The organism is Streptomyces sp. NPDC001549, from assembly GCF_042894025.1.
Lineage (GTDB): Bacteria > Actinomycetota > Actinomycetes > Streptomycetales > Streptomycetaceae > Streptomyces > Streptomyces kutzneri.
Genome location: NZ_JBIAVJ010000005.1, coordinates 289,345 through 307,415 on the forward strand (window position 1 = coordinate 289,345; position 18,071 = coordinate 307,415).

The 18,071-nt window shown below is 72.6% G+C and carries 15 protein-coding genes; 4 read left to right on the plus strand and 11 right to left on the minus strand.

Annotated elements, in window-relative coordinates:
- The first annotated feature begins 50 nt into the window (after positions 1–50).
- The 3 genes from ACFY04_RS11440 (at position 51) to ACFY04_RS11450 (ending at position 3,048) form a co-directional block, all read left to right on the plus strand.
- Positions 51–1,145 carry a threonine synthase gene (locus ACFY04_RS11440; protein WP_389115800.1) on the plus strand — a complete coding sequence of 365 codons (1,095 nt, stop codon included), beginning with the start codon at positions 51–53 and terminating at the stop codon, positions 1,143–1,145.
- 95 nt (positions 1,146–1,240) lie between these two features.
- Positions 1,241–2,059: an isocitrate lyase/phosphoenolpyruvate mutase family protein gene (locus ACFY04_RS11445; protein WP_389115801.1), complete on the plus strand. Its 819-nt coding sequence runs from the start codon at positions 1,241–1,243 to the stop codon at positions 2,057–2,059.
- Positions 2,060–2,103: 44 nt separating this feature from the next.
- Entirely contained in the window at positions 2,104–3,048 is a 945-nt protein-coding gene (locus ACFY04_RS11450) for an EamA family transporter (RefSeq protein WP_389115802.1), read from the plus strand.
- Positions 3,049–3,071: 23 nt separating this feature from the next.
- Here ACFY04_RS11450 and ACFY04_RS11455 read toward each other — a convergent pair whose 3' ends face one another.
- From ACFY04_RS11455 to ACFY04_RS11470, 4 genes are all read right to left on the minus strand, one after another.
- On the minus strand, positions 3,072–3,863 hold the full coding sequence (locus tag ACFY04_RS11455) for a trypsin-like serine peptidase (protein ID WP_389115804.1): 792 nt from the start codon (positions 3,861–3,863) through the stop codon (positions 3,072–3,074).
- A complete protein-coding gene (locus tag ACFY04_RS11460) occupies positions 3,860–4,942 on the minus strand; it encodes an alpha/beta hydrolase (RefSeq protein ID WP_389115805.1) in 1,083 nt (360 codons plus the stop codon). Before ACFY04_RS11460 ends, ACFY04_RS11455 begins: the two co-directional genes overlap by 4 nt.
- A 164-nt stretch (positions 4,943–5,106) precedes the next feature.
- Positions 5,107–6,339: an alpha/beta hydrolase-fold protein gene (locus ACFY04_RS11465; RefSeq protein WP_389115807.1), complete on the minus strand. Its 1,233-nt coding sequence runs from the start codon at positions 6,337–6,339 to the stop codon at positions 5,107–5,109.
- 135 nt (positions 6,340–6,474) lie between these two features.
- Positions 6,475–6,912: a MarR family winged helix-turn-helix transcriptional regulator gene (locus ACFY04_RS11470; protein WP_389115809.1), complete on the minus strand. Its 438-nt coding sequence runs from the start codon at positions 6,910–6,912 to the stop codon at positions 6,475–6,477.
- A gap of 79 nt (positions 6,913–6,991) precedes the next feature.
- On the opposite strand from ACFY04_RS11470, the gene ACFY04_RS11475 reads away from it, so the two are divergent.
- Positions 6,992–8,020, plus strand: a complete 1,029-nt coding sequence (locus ACFY04_RS11475) for an SMP-30/gluconolactonase/LRE family protein (protein ID WP_389115810.1) — start codon at positions 6,992–6,994, stop codon at positions 8,018–8,020.
- A gap of 6 nt (positions 8,021–8,026) precedes the next feature.
- Here ACFY04_RS11475 and ACFY04_RS11480 read toward each other — a convergent pair whose 3' ends face one another.
- From ACFY04_RS11480 to ACFY04_RS11510, 7 genes are all read right to left on the minus strand, one after another.
- Positions 8,027–9,226, minus strand: a complete 1,200-nt coding sequence (locus ACFY04_RS11480) for an FAD-dependent monooxygenase (protein WP_389115811.1) — start codon at positions 9,224–9,226, stop codon at positions 8,027–8,029.
- Between the two features lie 96 nt (positions 9,227–9,322).
- Positions 9,323–9,898, minus strand: a complete 576-nt coding sequence (locus ACFY04_RS11485; protein ID WP_389115812.1) for a hypothetical protein — start codon at positions 9,896–9,898, stop codon at positions 9,323–9,325.
- Positions 9,895–10,275, minus strand: coding sequence for a PadR family transcriptional regulator (locus tag ACFY04_RS11490; protein ID WP_389115813.1), 381 nt, complete (start codon positions 10,273–10,275; stop codon positions 9,895–9,897). Before ACFY04_RS11490 ends, ACFY04_RS11485 begins: the two co-directional genes overlap by 4 nt.
- Positions 10,276–10,327: 52 nt before the next feature.
- Positions 10,328–12,499 (minus strand): DEAD/DEAH box helicase, encoded by a 2,172-nt coding sequence (locus tag ACFY04_RS11495; protein ID WP_389115815.1) that lies wholly within the window; start codon positions 12,497–12,499, stop codon positions 10,328–10,330.
- A gap of 142 nt (positions 12,500–12,641) precedes the next feature.
- On the minus strand, positions 12,642–14,009 hold the full coding sequence (locus ACFY04_RS11500) for a DUF4407 domain-containing protein (RefSeq protein WP_389115816.1): 1,368 nt from the start codon (positions 14,007–14,009) through the stop codon (positions 12,642–12,644).
- Positions 13,999–15,756, minus strand: coding sequence for a hypothetical protein (locus ACFY04_RS11505; protein ID WP_389115817.1), 1,758 nt, complete (start codon positions 15,754–15,756; stop codon positions 13,999–14,001). Before ACFY04_RS11505 ends, ACFY04_RS11500 begins: the two co-directional genes overlap by 11 nt.
- Positions 15,753–18,038: a hypothetical protein gene (locus ACFY04_RS11510; RefSeq protein ID WP_389115819.1), complete on the minus strand. Its 2,286-nt coding sequence runs from the start codon at positions 18,036–18,038 to the stop codon at positions 15,753–15,755. The genes ACFY04_RS11505 and ACFY04_RS11510 overlap by 4 nt, the downstream gene beginning before the upstream one ends.
- Positions 18,039–18,071 lie beyond the last annotated feature (33 nt).

The following is an 18,071-nucleotide window of genomic DNA, read 5'->3' on the forward strand; positions in this document are numbered from 1 at the left end:
GTAACATCCGTGCCGTACACCGGCCATGACCGAGCAAAGGTGTTCCACACATGACGCACGCACTCCCCGGCTACCTCTGTTCCGAGGACGGCACCCGCGCGGACGTCCGGACCGCGCCGTGGGCGTGCCCGGTCTGCGGCGGGCCCTGGGACCTCGATTTCACGCCGGACCCGGCCGCGGTACTGGAACCGGCCGCGGGACCGAACTCGCTGTGGCGGTACGGGACCGTGCTGCCGCTGCCCGGGGCGTTCTCCGTATCGCTGGCCGAGGGGCACACTCCGCTGGTCCCGCTGGCGGAGCGGATCCACGCCAAACTCGACTTCCTGATGCCCACGCGGTCCTTCAAGGACCGGGGCGCGGTGATGCTCGTGGAGCTCGCCCGGCGGCTCGCACCGCAGCGGGTCGTGGCGGACAGCAGCGGCAACGCCGGGACGGCGGTGGCCGCGTACTGCGCGCGGGCCGGACTGGCCTGCGAAATCTTCGTACCCGAGGGCACGTCGGAGAAGAAGACGGCCCGGATGCGGTCGCACGGCGCGGATGTCCGGGTGGTCCCCGGTGGCCGCGAGGCCGCCTCGGAGGCAGCCCGGGCGGCGGCGGACGCGCCCGGGGTCTTCTACGCGAGCCACGTGTTCAACCCGTACTTCCTGCACGGGACCAAGACGTACGTGTACGAGGTGTGGGAGGAGCTGGGCGGCCGGCTCCCGGAGACCCTGGTGGTCCCCGTGGGCAACGGCACGCTGCTGCTCGGGGCCGCCCTGGCCGTGGAGGAACTGGCCCGGCGGGGGGTCAGGCCGCCGGCCCTGATCGCGGTCCAGGCGGAGGCGGTGTCCCCGCTGGCGCAGGCCTTCGCGGCGGGCGCCGAGGAAGCCGCCCCGGTGGAACAGCGGCCGACCCTGGCCGAGGGGATCGCGATCCCGGCGCCGCCCCGCGCCCGCCAGATCCTGGCGGCGGTCCGCAAGTCCGGCGGCACCGTCCTGACCGTCCCGGACGACCGGCTGCAGGAGGCGCAGCGGGACCTGGCCCGCCGCGGCCTCTCCGTGGAGCCGACGGCGGCGGCCTGCTGGGCCGCCGTGGGCCCGTCGGCCCCCGGGGACCCCCTGCAGGGCCGCACCGCCGTGATCCCCCTGTGCGGCGCGGGCGGATAGGTCCTGTCGTCAGAGTCCCGCCGGACCCCGTCCCGCCCCACGTCCATGTCGGAATTCCGCGAGACCGGACGCACCCGGTCTGGTGAACTGACCTCATGACCACCCATGTTGATCTCGCCGCCAAGGCCGCCGCGTTCACGGCCCTGCACACCCCCGCGTCTCCGCTCGCCCTCGCCAACGCCTGGGACGTGGCCAGCGCCCGCATCGTCGCGGCCGCCGGCGCCCCCGCCGTCGCCACCACCAGCGCCGGCGTCGCCTGGTCCCTCGGGTCCCCCGACGGCGACGCGCTCGCCCGGGACCGGGCCCTCGATCTCGTCGCCCGCGTGGTCGCCGCCGTCCCCGTGCCCGTCACCGCCGACATCGAGGGCGGCTTCGGCGCCGACCCCGCCGCCGTGGGCGAGACCGTGACGGGGGTCCTCGACGCCGGTGCGGTCGGCATCAACATCGAGGACGGCCACCGCGACCCCGCCGAGCAGATCGAGCGCCTGGCCGCGGCCCGCGCCGCGGCCGACGCCGCCGGGGTCCCGCTCTACATCAACGCCCGCATCGACACCTACCTCCGGGGCTTCGGCGAGGACGCCGCCCGCCTGGACGACACCCTCGCCCGCGCCGCCGCGTACCTGCGGGCCGGAGCCACCGGCGTCTTCGTGCCCGGCGTCCTCGACCCGGCCACCGTCGCCGAGCTCGCCAAGGGCATCGACGCGCCCCTCAACATCCTGCTCGGCCCGGACGCCCCGACCGTCGCCGCCTTCGGCGCCCTCGGCGTCTCCCGCGTCAGCCTCGGCTCCTGGGTCGCCGAAGCCGCGTACGCCGTGGTCCGCCGCGCCGCCGAGGAGCTGCTCTCGGAGGGCACCTACGGAGCGCTCGCGCACTCCCTCCCCTACGGCGAGCTGAACGACCTGCTCAAGGGTTGAGATATCCGGAAGCATGCATGGGCCAACGACCTTAGGATCCGAGCATGAGCACCTCAACGCCGGTCGACGGCAAGGCCGCCGGGCCGGCCACCACCGCCCGCGGCAGGATCCCGGGCGCGGTCTGGGCCGCCCTCGCCGTCGTCTACGTCGTCTGGGGCTCGACCTACCTCGGCATCCGGATCGTCGTCGAGACCATGCCGCCCTTCCTCTCCGCCGGAGCCCGGTTCATCACCGCCAGCCTGCTGCTGTCCGCCGTCGTCGCCTGGCGGTACGGTCCGGCCGCGCTGCGGGCCACCCGCGCGCAGCTCGGCTCGGCGGCCCTGGTCGGGCTGCTGCTGGTCCTCGGCGGGAACGGTCTGGTGGTCCTCGCCGAGACCTCGGTGCCGTCGGGCCTTGCCGCGCTGCTGGTGGCGGCGGTGCCGATGTGGGTGGTGGTGCTCCGGACGAGCACCGGGGACCGGCCCCCGCCGCGCACCCTGGCCGGGGTGCTGGTGGGTCTCGCCGGGCTCGCGGTGCTGACCAGCCCGGGGCTCAGCGGCGAGGTGCGGCTGTCGGGGGTGCTGATGGTCGTGGCGGCTTCGGTGCTGTGGTCGCTGGGCTCGTTCTCGGCGCCGCGGCTGAAGCTGCCGGCCAACCCCTTCACGGGCAGCGCCTACCAGATGTTCGCGGGCGGGGTGGCCGCCGTGGTCGTCGGCCTGCTGCGCGGCGAGCACCGCGGCCTGGACCCGGCGGCGTTCTCCACCGCCTCCTGGCTGGCCCTCGGCTATCTGACGGTCGTCGGCTCGCTCGTCGGTTTCACGGCGTACGTGTGGCTGCTCCAGGCCGCGCCGCTGTCGCTGGTGTCCACGTACGCGTACGTCAATCCGGTCGTGGCCGTGGCGCTCGGCACGCTGATCCTCGACGAGGCCCTGACCTGGCCGATCCTGGTCGGCGGTGCGATCGTCGTGGCGGCGGTGGGCGTGATCGTCAGTACCGAGCGAAGGAAGTAGCAGCAGCGGCGGCGCGGGCGCGCTCAGCCCCGCGCGGCCCGCTCGTACAGGGCCTTCGCGTGCTCGTCGAAGAGCGCGGCCGTGGAGTCCACGTCCGTGTCCCCGCCGCTCAGCACCCCGATCAGGTGCCCGGCATGGTCCGGCCCGCCCCGGTCCGCGATCCAGGGGCTGCCGCTGGTCCCCGTCCAGAATCCGGCGCAGCTCATGTAGAGCATGTCGGGGTCGTCCTCGTCGTGGCGGGTCTGGGTGGTGCAGGAGACGGGCTTGTTCTGCGGGTTGTGCTCGGACTCCGGGTAGCCGACGACGGTCACGTCCCGCTCGTACCCCGAGGTCCACTCGGGCTTCGGGGCCTCGGCGCCGCCGCCGACCGCGTCCTGGATGCTGCGCCCGTCCCCGTCCGGCTCGATGGTGAGGAAGGCGAAGTCGGCGGTGTCCTCGCCCCATTTCGTCCAGCGGTCGTCCACGTGGATCGACCTGACCTTCCACACCCCCAGCGGCTGGGTGCCGGCGCCCTCGCCGGAGAAGGCCGGGGCGAAGGAGAGCTCGCCGATGGCCAGCCCGTCGTGGGCCACCTCGCCCGGCTGCCCGTCCTCGCCGGCGGGGGCCACGCAGTGCGCGGCGGTGGCGACGACGTTGCCCCCGGGGCTGTCGACGACGCTCGCCGTGCACCAGTGCTCGCCGCCCGCCATGAGTACTCCGACGGTGGGGAAGGGGAGCACCGGACGCTCGCCGGGCGCTTCGAGGAACGCGACGGCGAACACCGCCACGATCCCCGCCGCGGCGGCCGCCGACGCCCCCTTCACCACCGTGCTCATCGCACGCCGGGATCGGGTGTCGGTGCCTTCATCACCTTGCTGATCCACTCCAGGGAGCCCTCCCTCATGCCGCGCACGTACGACTTTCCGTTGTGCTCACCATCCTGGATCACCTGCAGCGAGGTGTGCACGGGGCCCTTCCCGAAGTCGTTCATGAACTTCTCGGCCTTGTCGCGACCGCTCTCCGCGGTGCCGATCTGGAAGTTGACGTAGACGTCCGGGCCGCCCGCCGCGATCAGCTTCGCGGCGAGCTTCTCCGGGTTGTCTGCGTCCATGGCCTGCGTGTTCCCCTGCCACAGCGGGGAGTCGGGGACGATGTCGACCCCGCTGGCGATGGCCGCCTTGAACCGGTCCGGGTGCTTGAGGACGTGCTTGAAGGCGCCGAATCCGCCCGCGGAGGAGCCCATGAAGGCCCAGCCGTCGCGGGAGGTGAAGGTGCGGAAATTGGCCTTCGTGAAATCCGGGATGTCTTCGACCATCCAGGTGCCCATCTTGGGCTGGCCGGGGATGTCCGAGGCGTCGAAGTGGTGCTTGGTGTCGGCGTTGTGCACCGGCATGATCAGGATGAAGGGCAGGCTGGTGCCGGCCTTGGCCCCGTCGCTCACGGCCTGCTGGAGGCCGAGGCCGGGACCCGTACCCCAGTAGTTGGTGGGGTAGCCGCGGCCGCCGGGCAGGGAGATCAGGACCGGGAAGCCGCTCTTGGCGTACCTCGGGTCGTCGTACTCCTTGGGCACCCACACCCACACGTCACCCGTGAAACCGGACTTCTTGCCGGTGAGGGTGGCGCGGCCGATCTGGGTGCCGTCCGGCAGCCGGGAGGTGCGGACGAACGAGGCCTTCGGCCCGGTCGGCATCTGCACCTCGGGCGGCAGTTCGGCGGCCGCCCCGGCCTTCTCCTGGACCTTGCCGAAGGAGACCGGATCCCCTATGTCCGAGAAGAGGCCGTACTTGTACGCTGCCGTTCCGCCCCCGGCGAGGGTGAGCGCGAGCCCGCTGCTGATCAGGATCATGCGCAGGCGATGGGGGCGACGGCCGCCCTCGGTCACAGGGCTGCCGTCGCCTTGCTGGTCTTGCTGCACGGTTTTTGTCCCGTTCCTTCTCCGGCGCCCACCAGGAGCGCGGGTCGGACCGATCGGTCCCCCTTACACCCTTTACAGAGGTATGAACGACGGGATGGGTTGCCTGGGACGGGGGTGACGTGGCGAGCGCCATGCGGCCGGCCGGGACGTGCGTCCGGCCCGGTTCAGCCGGCTTCGGGCTTGGGCCCCTTCAGGACCTTGCTGACCCACTCCAGGGAGCCTTCCTTCATGCCCCGGACGTAGTGCCAGCCGTTGTGCTCGCCGTTCTGGATGTCGCGGATGGTCATCTTGATCGGCCCCTTGCCGAACTGCTGCTGGAACTTGGTCATCCGCTCCTTCCCGCTCTCCTTGGTGCCGATCTGGAAGTTGATGTAGACCTCGGGACCCTTGGTGTCGATCAGCTTCTGGGCGAGCTTCTCCGGGTTGTTCGCGTCCATCTCGGCCTGGTGGCCCTTCCAGAGCGGGGAGTCCGGGACGATCTCGCCGCCGCTGGCGATCACGGCCTTGAACCGGTCCGGGTACTGCAGGACGGTCTTCATTCCGACGAAGGCGCCGGAGGAGGAGCCCATGAAGGCCCAGCCGTCACGGGACTTGTACGTACGGAAGTTGGCCTTGACGAAGTCCGGGATGTCCTCGGCGATCCACGTGCCCATCTTGGCCTGGCCGGGGATGTCGGAGCCGTCGTAGTAGTACTTGGCGTCCGGGTTGAGCACCGGCATGATCACGACGAACGGCAGGCTGGTGCCGGCCTTGGCGCCGTCGCTGACGGCCTTCTGGAGGCCGAGGCTGCGGTCGGCCCAGTAGTTGTCCGGGAAGCCGTTGCCGCCGGGGAGCGCGATGAGGACCGGGAAGCCGCTCTTGGCGTACTTGGGGTCGTCGTACTCCTTGGGCGCCCACACCCATACGTCGCCCTCGAAGCCGGACTTGGCGCCGGCGAGGCGGGTCTTGGCGATGATCGTGCCGTCGTCGAGCTTGGTGGTCTGCTTGAAGCCGGACTTCGGGCCGGCCGGCATGAGCACGTCCGGGTCGCCGGAGGGCGTGGCCGCGGTCGCCGGGGCGCTCGGGTCCGCCTTGCCCGTGGCCGGGGGCGGGGTGTTCTTCCCGAAGCTCACGTCCTCGCCGTTGCCGGAGAACCAGTCGAGCTTCCAGGCGGCGAACCCGCCGCCGCCGAGCAGGAGCGCGAGGGCGACCGTCGCGCTGATCCATATTCGGCGCCGGGAGCGCTTCGGCTCCGGGGTCCGGGCGGGGGCGGGCTGCTCGCCGTACGGCTGGTGCTGGTGCTGCGGCGGGCCCGGGTACCCGGGGAAGTCCTGGTGCCCCTGATACTGCTCCTGGGGCGGGTACTCCTGGTACGACGGCTGCTCATCAGGCCGCGGGCGCTGCGGGTACTGGTGCACGAACTTCGCTCCGAACGGTCATGGCTGCCCCCGAGGGCAGAACGGCTGGGCATCCCCTAGTTCTGATGTGCGAAACCCCCGCACAGTTCCAAAACAGAGCAAAATCATGCCAGGGATCTCAGCCGGCCGGCCGTCTCAGCGCTGGGCGTCGAGCACCTCCGCGCACCGCCCGAGCAGCTGGATCAGCAGCTCCCGCTCCTCGCGGGTGAATGCGGCGGCGAGCGCCCGCTCCACCCGCACCGCGCCGGAGTCCGCCAGCTGCATCGCCGTACGCCCCTCGTCCGTGAGCCGGGTCTCCAGCACGTTGCCGTGGAGCTCGTGCGGGGTCCGTTCGATGAGCCCGCGCTCCTGGAGGTTCTTCAGCACGGTGTTCATGGTCGGCGGCGTCACCCCGCACAGGCGGGCGAGCCCGGCCGCGGAGATGCCGGGCTTCTCGGCCAGCCAGAGCAGCACGGCGTACTGCGGAACCGTCACCGCGGCCGGCTTGCACGCCGTGTTCTTCGCCGCGAGAAGCGCCTGCTCGGCACGCTTGAGGTGAGACCCGATGCGCTCCTCGGGGGCCATGGAGGTCATACCCGCATCCTACGGCCACCCTTGCAGACATTAGAGCTCTCATATACATTCGTCTTCACCTGCTCACTAGAGGACACCCATGAAGACGAAGTCATTCCTGCCCACTCCCCTGGCTTCCGCCCTCACCCCCGCCGTGACCGCAGCCATGGCCCTGGCCGTGGCCCTCACCCTGGGAGCGGCCCCGGCGCAGGCGCGCATCCCGGCGGGCGACGCCCGGATATCCACGGCCTTCGCCCTGCCCGGCGGGAAGGTCTACCCGGAGGGCATCGCCACCGACCCCCGCACCCACACCGTCTACGTCGGCTCGTACGCGGACGGCACCGTCTACCGGGCCCGCCCCGGCCGGCCCGAGGCCGAGGTGTTCCTGCCCTCAGGCACCGACGGCCGCCGCACGGCGAACGGCCTGCGCGTGGACGCCCTCGGCCGTCTGTGGGTCACCGACTCCACCGCGGGCGTGGCGGTCTACGACACCACCAGCGGGTCCCGCCTGGCCCACTTCGAGGTCGCCCGGGGAGCCGGAGCCCCCGCCCACTTCGTCAACGACCTGGCCCTCACCACGGACGGCACCGCGTACCTCACGGACAGCGTCCGCGGCGTGATCTACCGTGTGACCCCCGAGCAGCTGGCCGCCGGGAGCGGCGCCCTGACCGAGGCCTACGACCTCTCCCCGGCCCTGCGCCCCCGGCCGGCGGGCGGCTTCAGCCTCAACGGCATCGTCGCCGACCGGGCGGGCCGCTACCTCCTCACCGTCGACATGACGGAGGGCGACCTCTACCGCGTCGACCTGCGCACCGGTGCCGTCCGCCGCGTCGACCTCGGCGGCGGCGACCTGAAGGCCGCCGACGGCCTCGACCTCTCCCCCGACGGCACCCTGCGCGTGGCGCACAACGTCACCAACACGCTGACCCGCTGGCAGGTCCGCGCGGACGGCACCCGCGCCCGCCTGACCCGCACGATCACGGACCCGTCCCTGCAGATCCCCACGACCCTCGCGCACAGCCCGGGCCGCACGCTGGTGGTCCGCTCCCAGTTCGACAAGGGCGGCCCCATGTCCCCGGGCTCGGGCACCCCCACCACGTTCACGGTCGCCGTGGTCCGCGGCCTGTGACCCGTGTCAGTACCGCTTGAGCGCGATGGCGTTGGCGGCCCGGTGGATCGGCTCGACGGCCTTGGCCATGAGCCGGTCCCTGCCCGGGAGGCGGCCCAGCAGCGACAGCACCGCCATGGACACCCGCACCTGGCCGGCGCTGCGCAGCACCATCCGCTTGATGTTGGCCGGTCCGAGCTTCTGGTTCCGCTCGACGAACGGCCGCATCTCCCGCTCGTACGCGGCCAGTGCGGCGGCCTGCCCGCCGCCGGCCGCCGCCAGCTCGCCGGCCAGGACGTACGCGCCGACCAGCGCGAGGCTGGTGCCCTGCCCCGACGCGGGCGAGGCGCAGTAGGCGGCGTCGCCGAGCAGCACCACCCGGCCGGTCGACCAGCGGTCCATGCGGACCTGGCTGAGCGAGTCGAAGTAGAAGTCCGGGGCCCCGTCCATGCCGTCGAGCAGCCGGGGCACCTCCCAGCCCTCGGCGGCGTAGGCCTCGGCGAGCAGCCGCTGCTGCCGGGCCCGGTCGCGCCGGTCGCACTCCAGCGGCCCGGAGGCGAACAGGAACATGGCCTTGGCGCCGTCGTCCCGGGCCGTGCTGTAGGTGAGCGCGGTGCGTCCGGGGCCCACGTAGGTGAGCTCCCACCGGTCGAGCCCGAGGTGGTTGGGCACGCTGAAGACGCAGACGTAGTGGCCGAGGTCGTGGACGAACCGCGCCTCGTCGCCGAACGCCAGCGCGCGGGTGGCGGAGTGCAGCCCGTCCGCGCCGACGACGAGGTCGTACTCCTCGACGCGCCCGCTCTCGAAGGTCACCGTCGCGTGCGCGTCGCCGTTGTCGACGGCGGCGACGGCGTCGCCGAAGAGGTACTCGACCTCGCCCTCGGCCGACTCGTAGAGCAGCCGGTTCAGGTCGCCGCGCAGGATCTCGGCGTCCTCGCCCTGCCGGCCGCCGAAGGTGTCCCCGTCCATGCTCGCCACGCGTTTGCCGGCCGCGTTGACGATCGAGCCGCCCCGTACGTCCGTACGCAGCTTGCGGATCTCCTCCCGCAGCCCCATGCGGGTCACCACGTCCAGGGCCGCTCCCCGGATGTCGACCTTGTATCCGCCGTCCCGGATCGCGGGGGCCCGCTCCACCACGGTCGGCCGGAAACCGTGCGCGCGGAGCCAGTAGGCCAGCGCGGTACCGGCAATTCCGGCTCCGGATATCAGGACCCTTGCGTTCGTCATCGTGGTGGCACTCTCCTTGCGTCGCAGGCAGGGCGTGTGATCACCAGATCGTGCCAACCCTGCGGCGCGCGGACCAGACGTACCGTCAAGTAATGTTCAGCAAGGCTGAGTTGCGCCATTCTTGGCGGCCCGGCGGGCCCGCGAGTCGGCGAGTGCGTACGGCAGCCCGGGCAGCAGCAGGAGCGACGGGACCCACAGCGGGAGCGTGAACAGCACCCCGTCTCCGGTCAGCCATTTGGTGAGGATCATCACGGGCAGACCGACGGCGAAGGAGAGCAGCCAGTGCCGGTACAGGCCCATGCTTCCCCGCCGCAGCTCCCAGGCGACCGTGATCGCGCCGATGGCCACCCAGAAGGCGAGGTAGTCGGCGGTCACGGCCAGTTGGGTGTCCCACCGGATCAGGTGCGAGAAGACCGGCAGGATGCCGAGGATGAAGCAGGCCATGGCCGTCGTGCGCAGGGCCCGCCGGCCGAACGGGGCGCGCTCGCGCGCCCAGGCCGCGGCGAAGGCCCGTACGTCCGGGCCGACGACGTCCTGCGCGGTGCGCCCGGCGGCCTCGGCGTCCTCCAGGTGCGCGGAGAGCTCGTCGAGCATCTCCCGCATGGCCGCGTCGCCGACGCCGCGGTACTCCCAGTTGCTGCGGCAGGCGGCGAGTATCTGCTCGTTCGTCATGATGCGTCTTCCCCCGTGGGTTGTGTACCGGCGCTCAGGATCCGGCCGACGGGGCCGGCGAAGGCCTGCCAGTCGGCCCGCCCCCCGGTCAGCTCGGCGCGCCCGGCCTCGGTCGGTCGGTAGTACTTGCGCGGGGCGCCGCCGCTGGGGGACGGGGCACGGTACGAGGAGATGAGCCCCGCCCGCTCCATCCGTGCGAGCAGCGGATAGATGCTGCCGTCACTGACGAGGTCGAGCCCGCCGCCGGCGAGGGCCTCGGCGAACTCGAAGCCGTAGCGGGGCCGTTCAGCGATGAGGGACAGCAGACAGAGGTCGAGCACTCCGCGCAGGAGCTGACTGCGCCGTTGGTCTGCGGTCGCGGCCGGCTTCTTTGTCATGCGGTACAAGATAGTCATCAACTCTCTTGCACCGCAAGACAATCATGTCCCGCTAGGCAGGCCCGCGGACCGCTCCCAGACGCGCCTGCTCCTCCTCGACGATCTGGCGGGCCATCGCGATGTCCGACACGTCGACCGCGTCCGGTGTGGACTCGGCGACCGCGCTGCGCCGTGCGTACGCGTCGAACAGGCGGCTCTTGTTCTTCAGCATCCGCACCAGCCGCTCGTCCACTCCGTGCGTGGCGAGCAGCCGGTGCACCCGGACCGGACGCACCTGCCCCATCCGGTGGGCCCGCGCCACCGCCTGGTTCTCGATGGTCGGCTTGACCTGGGGCTCGCAGATGATCACGACGGAGGCGGCCTGCATGTTGAGCCCCACTCCCGCCGCCTCGATCTGCGCCACCAGCACCGCGTGCCCCGGTGCGGCGGCGAACTCGTCCACCACCTGCTGGCGGCGGGCGGGCGGCACGTTCCCCGAGAGCGGACCGAACACCCGGCCGCCGCCGGGACCCGGCGCGGCCTCCAGGGAGTCCTTCACCACCCCCAGGACATCCCTGAAGTTGGAGAACACCACCACCTTCAGCCCGTTCTCGGCGGCGTCCTCGACGATCTCGCGCAGCCGGTTCAGCTTCGCCGACTTCTCGGGGTGCGCGTACGCCGCCCTGCGCATCGCCATGAAGTTGCCGGAGCGCACGGCCTCACGGTAGGCGGCCTCGTCGGAGGCGCTCAGCTCCTCCCACTCGTCCGTGTGCTGGAGCGCGGGCAGTTCGGTCAGGACGTCCTGCTGGTTGCGGCGCAGATAGACCGGGGCGACGGCCTTCCGGAAGGCCTTGGAGCCGGCCACGCCGTCCCGGTCACCGACGGCCGCGGCCAGGTCGGGCTGGAGGATGGTCACCAGGCTGCGGAACTCGGAGACCCGGTTCTCCATGGGTGTCCCGGTCATGAACAGAACGCGGTCGCAGCGCCCGGACCATTCGGTCACGGCCTGGGCGCGGCGGGTCTTCGGATTCTTCACGTAGTGCGCCTCGTCCACGACCAGCATCCCGATCTCGCCGCCTCCGGGCGTGGGAAATCCGCGCAGGGCGTCGAAGGTGGTCACCGCGACCCCGCCCCGGCCCTTCCAGTCGGCGAACGCCTCCTGCCGGTCGGGGCCGTGCAGGCACATCACACGCAGCCTGCTGCGGGCCTCGATCTCACGCGTCCAGTTGATCAGGACGCTGGCCGGGCAGACGACCATGAAGTGGCTCTGGCCTTCGGCAGCGAGGTGGGACAGGGCGGCGATGGCCTGGATGGTCTTCCCGAGCCCCATCTCGTCCCCGAGGACCACCTTGCGCTGCGCCAGCGCGAAGCGCGCCCCGAAGGACTGGTAGCCGCGCAGCGACACCCTGCGGTGCGTGTCGTCGAGCTGCTGGCGGCGGACCCGCTCGGCGACCTCGTCGGGCAGGAACCCTTCGGCGGCGGCCGCGTCGGGGCTGCGGCCGGAGATCTCCGCGAGGAGGCTGTAGTACTCGGCGGACCGCAGCTCGAAGTCGACCCAGGCCGCCACCTCGGTCGAGGGACCGCGCAGCAGATCCACCGAAGCCTGCGCGAGCAGCTCGGGCACCGCGCCCTGCGCCGCTTCCTCGGTCAGGGCGCGGACCTCGGCGACGGCGCCGAGCGCCCGGTCCCGCTTGGCCTGCCCCGCCAGCAGCATCCGCAGCCGGCCGGCGGCGGGCCTGGCCTCGGTAAGCAGCGGGCCGAGCCGCTCCGCGAGCACCGCGGCCGCGTCGAGGGCGCGCTGCGCGTCGGGGCCGGCCTCCACCAGCACGTGCAGGGCCGTGACGAGCGCGGTGGTCCGCGGCTCCGGCCGGTCCACGTCGATGTGGACGGCGATGGTCTCCCGGACGGCGTCGGAGATCTGGCGTGCCGCCGCGATGACCTGATCGGCGGTCCGCTGCCCCACGCCGGGGATCTGGCGCAGCCGGTACGACCCGGCGTCGAGCACCTGCCCGACCGAGCGGAGCCCGCTCCGCTCGACCTCCCCGAGCCTCAGCCGGCCCTCGGTGACCTCCTTCAGCCGGGCCACGGGGATGGCCTCCAGGGCCTGCTCCGCCGCCGTGTCGTGGATCGGCTTCAGGGCCTCCCGAACCGCGTCGACGGCCTGCCGGTGGTCACCGACCACCGCCTGCGCGGCCTCGTACAGCCGTTCTCCTCCGGCGACCGCCTCCCGCTCCCTGCGCCCCATCCGGCCCCGGCCTCTCTCTCCGTGTCCCCGCATCCTCCCACCGCCGTCCCGCAACGCCGAAAGGGCCGGTACCGGCCGGATACGACGGTGACCGGCCGCCGCGACCACCGGGATGGTCGGAGCAACCGGTCACCGTCGGGCGTCACTCGCCCAGGAGCCGGGCGGTGCGGGCGTCGAGCTCCTCGCGGACCATGCGGGCGTGCTCGGTGCGCGCCTTGTAGTGGTCGTGACCCAGCCGGGCCTTGTCCTCCTCGGCCCACACCTCCGCCGCGTACTGCCGGACCTCGTGGTCGATGGCGTCGACCCGGCGCTGCGCCTCCTGGTCCTCCAGGTGCATGCGCTTGTTGGCCTCGCGCCGCTCGGCGAGCCTGCGGTCGTACTCGGACGGGCCGCTCATCAGCTTGGCGAGCACCGGCATGGCGTCGACCAGCAGCAGCACGGCGTGCAGCAGGAACATCATGAAGAGCGCGAAACCGTCGGACCAGGCCACCGTGGACAGCGCGTCGGCGCGCAGCAGGAGTCCGTCGTGCTGCTGCGACTTCTGCCGTTCGGCGACCTTGGTGTCGATCGCCTCCTTGACGTCCGTGCGGTAGGAGGTGCCGGTCTTGATCAGCTCCTCGGACAGGAGGTTGCCCTTGCCGACGAGCTCGGCGCGCTTCGCCTCGTACTCGGCGATCTTGCCCGTGGCCTTGTACGTGCCGGTGTCGGCGCGGGCGCGCTCACAGGTCTCGGTGGTGTCCCAGCCGTTGCCGCGCCGGATCCAGCGGTCCTTGGCGCACTCGCGGCGCTCGGTCTCCAGTTTCCCGCCGAGGGTCTCGTTGTAGGTCTTGATCTGCTCGTCGAGGCGGGCGGTGGCGGCGGTGTTGTCGGTGATGTCCTCCTTGATCGAGGCCGGCGCGCCCGGCACCGTCAGATGGAAGTCGCCGCACTCGTCGCGGTTCGTCGTGTCCTGGCCGTCGAGGGGGTTGCAGGCGGTGAGGTCGCCCCGGAAGTCGGCGAGGTCGCGCTCCCTGCCGACCGCCATCTCCTGGCGTATTTCCCGGTCGAAGATCTGGAACAGCAGCGGTTCGGCGATGGTGAGCCCGAGCACCACGGAGAGGAACAGCCGGGGCACCAGCATGCGGACCGCCCGGCCGCCGGTGTAGCCGTGGGTGCTGGAGACCAGCCAGCTGTCCAGGGCCAGCACGATCCACGCCCACACCACGCCGACGACGACGGCCACCGCGACCGGCGTGCCCTCGCGGACCGTGCAGATCGCCATGGCCATCGAAGCGCCGCCGAGCAGCGCGGTGTTGAGGACGATGGCTCCGTACCACGTGTAGCGGGCGCGCTCGGCGCTCTCGCGGTCGAGGACCTCCTCGCGGATGCCGATCAGGCGACGCAGGAGCACGGCGGGGCCGCGGCCGCCCCAGGCACGGTGGGCGCGCTGGGCGCGGTGGGCGGGCCGGGTCTCGGCCGCCCACGCGTCGTACTCCTCCTCGGGCGGGCGTACGGGGGTGTCAGCGGCCACGCTCCTCCCTCCCCGCTTCACCGAGGTCGTCGTCGGCGATCAGGGGGCGGCGCGCGGAGCGGGCGCCGTCGTCGTCGCCTCCGCCGTCGCGGTCCCGGTCGGTGCCGCCGTCGCGGGCGGACCGGTCGGTGCGCTCGCCCCCGTCGCGGTACCGATCGTCCGTGTACCGGTCGTCGCCGTTCCGGTCGTCCCGGTACCGGTCGTCCCCGTACGGATCGTCACGCCGGCCGTCGCGCCGGCCGTACTCCCGGCCGTACTTCTCCTTCCCGTACGGGTCCTCCCCGTCGTAGGACCGGCGGCGGCGCTCGTCGGAGCGGTCCCCGGACGACGCGCCGGTGCCCTCGTTCAGCTGCGGGGTGTCGGCGGCGCCGGCCACCTGCGCGGCGGCGGGCGGGTCCTGGTCGAGGAGGCTCTGCCCGGTGCTGAGTCGCTCGACGAAGGCGCGCGCGTCGAGCGGCGCGTTGTCGAGGAGGCCGCGGTTGATCAGCTGGCGGCTCAGCTCCTGGTTGATGTTGTCGCGCCGGTCGGCCCGGTGACGCCGCTCGGCCCGGTCGGCCAGCACGTCCTCGCGCTGGTCCGCCCGCTGCCGCAGCCGGTCGTCGCGGTCCGACGCCCGGTTCTCGCGCTGCTCCTCCCGGGCGGCGTCGAGCGCGGCGCGCTGGTCCTGGCGGTCGACTTCACGGTGGCGGTCCTCGCGCTCCAGGCTGTAGCGGAGGTCCTCCCGTTCGGCGTGGCGCCGCCGTTCGGCATTCTCCCAGTGGCGCTCCTCGTCCTCGCGCTGCCGCTCGCGCCGCAGCCGGTCGGTCTCGCGCTGCCGCTCGGCCAGCTCGGAGTACCCGATCTCGCCCCGGCGCTGGGCGAGGATGTCGGTGTTGGCCGGGTCGGTGCCGAAGTCTTCGAGGTCCTTGAGCGTCTCCGTGCGGTCGAACTCGTTGTCCTTGCGCTTGATGTTGTGGGTGTAGTGCTGGTCCTCGGCGTCGGTCCGCTGGGTGTACGACCGCCGGAGGTCCTCCAGTTCCTGCTGGTGCCGCATTTCGAGCGCCTTGCGCTCGGCGTCCATCCGTTTGCGTTCCTTCTCGCGCTCGTGCTCCATCTGCTCGCGCTCGCGGCGTACCGCCTCCTTCACGCGGTCGTGCTCGGCTTCGCGCCGCTCCTCGTCGGCACGGCGCTGCTGGTCGGCGAACTCCTGCGGGGTGAGCACCGTCAGGTACGGGTCGCCGACGGCGAGCCCGGCGATCCGCGGAGGCTCCATCTCCAGGTACGAGATCAGGCGCGCGGTCAGCCGCCGGGACACCTCCTTGCCCGCTTCGAGCGGCCATTCCTGGGTGACGTCGGTGAGTCCGGGCAGCGCCCGGAGATAACCGAGCAGCCGGGACTCCACGTCGACGACGCCCTCGCGGACGACGGCCACGGGGTCGGTGACCGTGCAGTGGAAGGCGACCTGGACGGTGAAGCCGTCGGTCTCGGCGGACGGTACGTCGGTGCCGACGGTGACGGGCACGGCGGTGCGGCAGTCGACGACCGTGACCGACCCGGCGTTCAGGACGGTCTCGTCGGCGGGCCCGCGGACGCCGTGGTCGGTGAGGTACTGGTCACCGGTGCGGTAGACGAGGACCTGGTGGGCGGAGACGCGGGGCAGTTCGTCGAGCGTGCGGGTCGGCTGGTTCCAGAAGCGGCGACCGGTGCGGGGCGCGGGAGCCAGCACCCGTTCCTCGACCAGGGGATAGGTCCTGCGGATCGTGGTCATCGTGGGTGGGTGTCCTTCACACGGTTCAAGGCGCCGAGCAGGGTCGCGACGCAGTCGGGACCTGGGGCGCGAGTGGGACGGGAGTCCGCGAGTCGGCTCAGCTCGCTTGTCAGCAAGGGGTGCTCGACCTGCGGAAGCGCGGCGGCGAGGGCGTGACCGAGTCGCGCGGCCGCTGCGGTGGGGTCGGAGGTCACGGCGTGCAGGCCACGGACCGTGACGAGCAGGGCGGACAGGGCGTTGCGGCGCAGCGGCCGGTAGCAGAGGATCGCCGCCCACAACTCGGCGACGAGGTCGGCCTCCTCGGGCCGGTCGGCGACGTAGCGTGCGACGGCGGGGCGGCCCGAGAGCCGCTCGGTGGCGGTGAAGATCCAGAGGGTGGTTTCGAGGACGAGCAGGCCGGTCGCCGAGTAGGCGGCTGACCGGGTGCGCTGTTCCTTCCTGATCCGGTGCGCCAGGGCGTCGAGCACGATGCCGGCGTCCTCCTGGCAGTCGACGAGCGTCAGGAACAGCTGCGCCCAGGCCCGCAGCCCGTGTTCGCGTTCCTCCCGCTTTTCGAGGGCGCTGCTGCGCAGCACCGCCCAGAGCCACTTCACGGCGTCAGTGGGGAAGGTGACGCCGAGCTGGCCGCTGAAGGCGAGGAGCGCGGTGCCCCGCAGGGTGGGGTGGGTGGACTGGGCCCAGGTGCGGGCCAGTGTGAGCGCGGCGGCCGCCTGGGTCTCCTCCAGGCACATGTACCAGAGCACGTACACGGCGAGGGTCTGCCCGGTCTCGCCGCTCTCCCCGCGCGCCCACGGGTCGAGGTAGCTCTGCACGACCTCGTCGAAGGCGATGTGCCCGAGCAGTGTGAGTCCGGAGGCGATGGAGAGCTGGAGGGCGGGGTCGGGGTCGGCGTCGACGAGCGCGTCCAGCCAGTGGCGGACCGCGTCCCAGTACTCGGTGGGGTGGTCGCGCCACAGCGCCTGCAGCACCCAGCGGCGCAGCTCGGCGTCGGCGAAGACCATGACCTCGCGGGTGGTCGCGCCGTAGGTCTGCATCTCGGTGGTGATCAGGGCGTTGCGGGAGAGCGAGCGGCGCCGGTCCACCGGGCGGGCGCGGCGGCGCTGCTGCGGGTCCTGGCCGTCGGGGGCGGCGGCCTGCCCGGTGGCGTCCGGGGCTGCCGCGCCGTCGGCGGCGGCCGGCGCGGCCTCCGGTGTGAAGTAGACCGGTCCGAGGAGCCGTTCGAGGAGGTCCTGGAGCGATTCGAAGGCGCGCCGTCCGATGCCGGGAGCGAAGGCGAGGGTGGTGACCTCGGCGATCTCGCGCAGGCTCCGCTCCTCCTCGGCGCCGAACCACTCCTGGACCGCCTGCGGCGCGCTGCCGCTGTGCTCCTTCCACGCCTGGTCGGGGTCGGCGCCCGCCGCGATCCGCTGTGCCGCGTCGGCGACGACCGCGAGGGGGCAGCGGGGCGGGATGCCGGCCACGGCCCGGTCGACGATCTCCTGCGGGATACGGGCCTGGACCAGCCGGGCCCGTACCACCTTGTCCAGGAGCGGGGGCCGCCACGGCAGATGGCGTACGGCCTTGGGGGAACGGCCGGCCACGCCGTGCACGGTGGTGATCACCAGATGGGCGCGGTGGCGGCGCAGCTGGTCGCGCACCCGGCGCCAGTCGAAGTCGGAGGACGGACCGGCGTCGTCCGCGGTGGTCCCGGCGGCTCCCCCGGTTCCGGCGGTTCCGGTGCGGTCGAGGACGACGTAGCCGACGCCCGCGTCGAAGGTGCGCTCCGCGAGCTGGTCGAGGCCGATGTCGGGCGAGAGCACCACGTAGTCGGCGGAGGGTCCGACGGTCTCCCGGAGCAGGGCGACCGCCCCGGAGCGCTTGCCCGTGCCCTGGGGGCCGGTGAGGACGACGATGCCGGTACGGGACAGCTCGTGGGCCGCGTCGTCGAAGCAGTCGGGGCGGATGTAGGAGCGCAGCAGCGCGTCGATCTCGTCGGCGTCGAGGAGGCCGGTGGCCCGGGCCCGCCCGGGCCGCTCGGCGGCGGTGGCGATGCCGAAGTGGGCGCGGCCGTGGTACTGCGGGCCGTAGAAGTTGTTGTAGACGCGGTAGTCGCCGTCGGAGGAATCGGCTCCGGAGTCCGCTCCGGAATTGGCTCCGGAATTCACTCGGGAGGGTGACGGGGACGGGGGGGTGGACGGGGTCGGGGTGGGCGGCGGGGGTGGGGGCGCGGGCGACTCGGGGGCGGGGCGGGGATCGGCGGTGCCGTTCGCCTCGTCGGTTAACGGCCGGGGTTCGCCGGACACGCCGTCTCCTTCCCCACCACTGCCGTGATCCTC

Coding starts and splice junctions, on each gene's coding strand:
- ACFY04_RS11440 (WP_389115800.1), top strand. CDS start 51: ATGACGCACGCACTCCCCGGCTACCTCTGTTCCGAGGACGGCACCCGC.
- ACFY04_RS11445 (WP_389115801.1), top strand. CDS start 1,241: ATGACCACCCATGTTGATCTCGCCGCCAAGGCCGCCGCGTTCACGGCC.
- ACFY04_RS11450 (WP_389115802.1), top strand. CDS start 2,104: ATGAGCACCTCAACGCCGGTCGACGGCAAGGCCGCCGGGCCGGCCACC.
- ACFY04_RS11455 (WP_389115804.1), bottom strand. CDS start 3,863: ATGAGCACGGTGGTGAAGGGGGCGTCGGCGGCCGCCGCGGCGGGGATC.
- ACFY04_RS11470 (WP_389115809.1), bottom strand. CDS start 6,912: ATGACCTCCATGGCCCCCGAGGAGCGCATCGGGTCTCACCTCAAGCGT.
- ACFY04_RS11475 (WP_389115810.1), top strand. CDS start 6,992: ATGAAGACGAAGTCATTCCTGCCCACTCCCCTGGCTTCCGCCCTCACC.
- ACFY04_RS11480 (WP_389115811.1), bottom strand. CDS start 9,226: ATGACGAACGCAAGGGTCCTGATATCCGGAGCCGGAATTGCCGGTACC.
- ACFY04_RS11485 (WP_389115812.1), bottom strand. CDS start 9,898: ATGACGAACGAGCAGATACTCGCCGCCTGCCGCAGCAACTGGGAGTAC.
- ACFY04_RS11490 (WP_389115813.1), bottom strand. CDS start 10,275: ATGACAAAGAAGCCGGCCGCGACCGCAGACCAACGGCGCAGTCAGCTC.
- ACFY04_RS11495 (WP_389115815.1), bottom strand. CDS start 12,499: ATGGGGCGCAGGGAGCGGGAGGCGGTCGCCGGAGGAGAACGGCTGTAC.
- ACFY04_RS11505 (WP_389115817.1), bottom strand. CDS start 15,756: ATGACCACGATCCGCAGGACCTATCCCCTGGTCGAGGAACGGGTGCTG.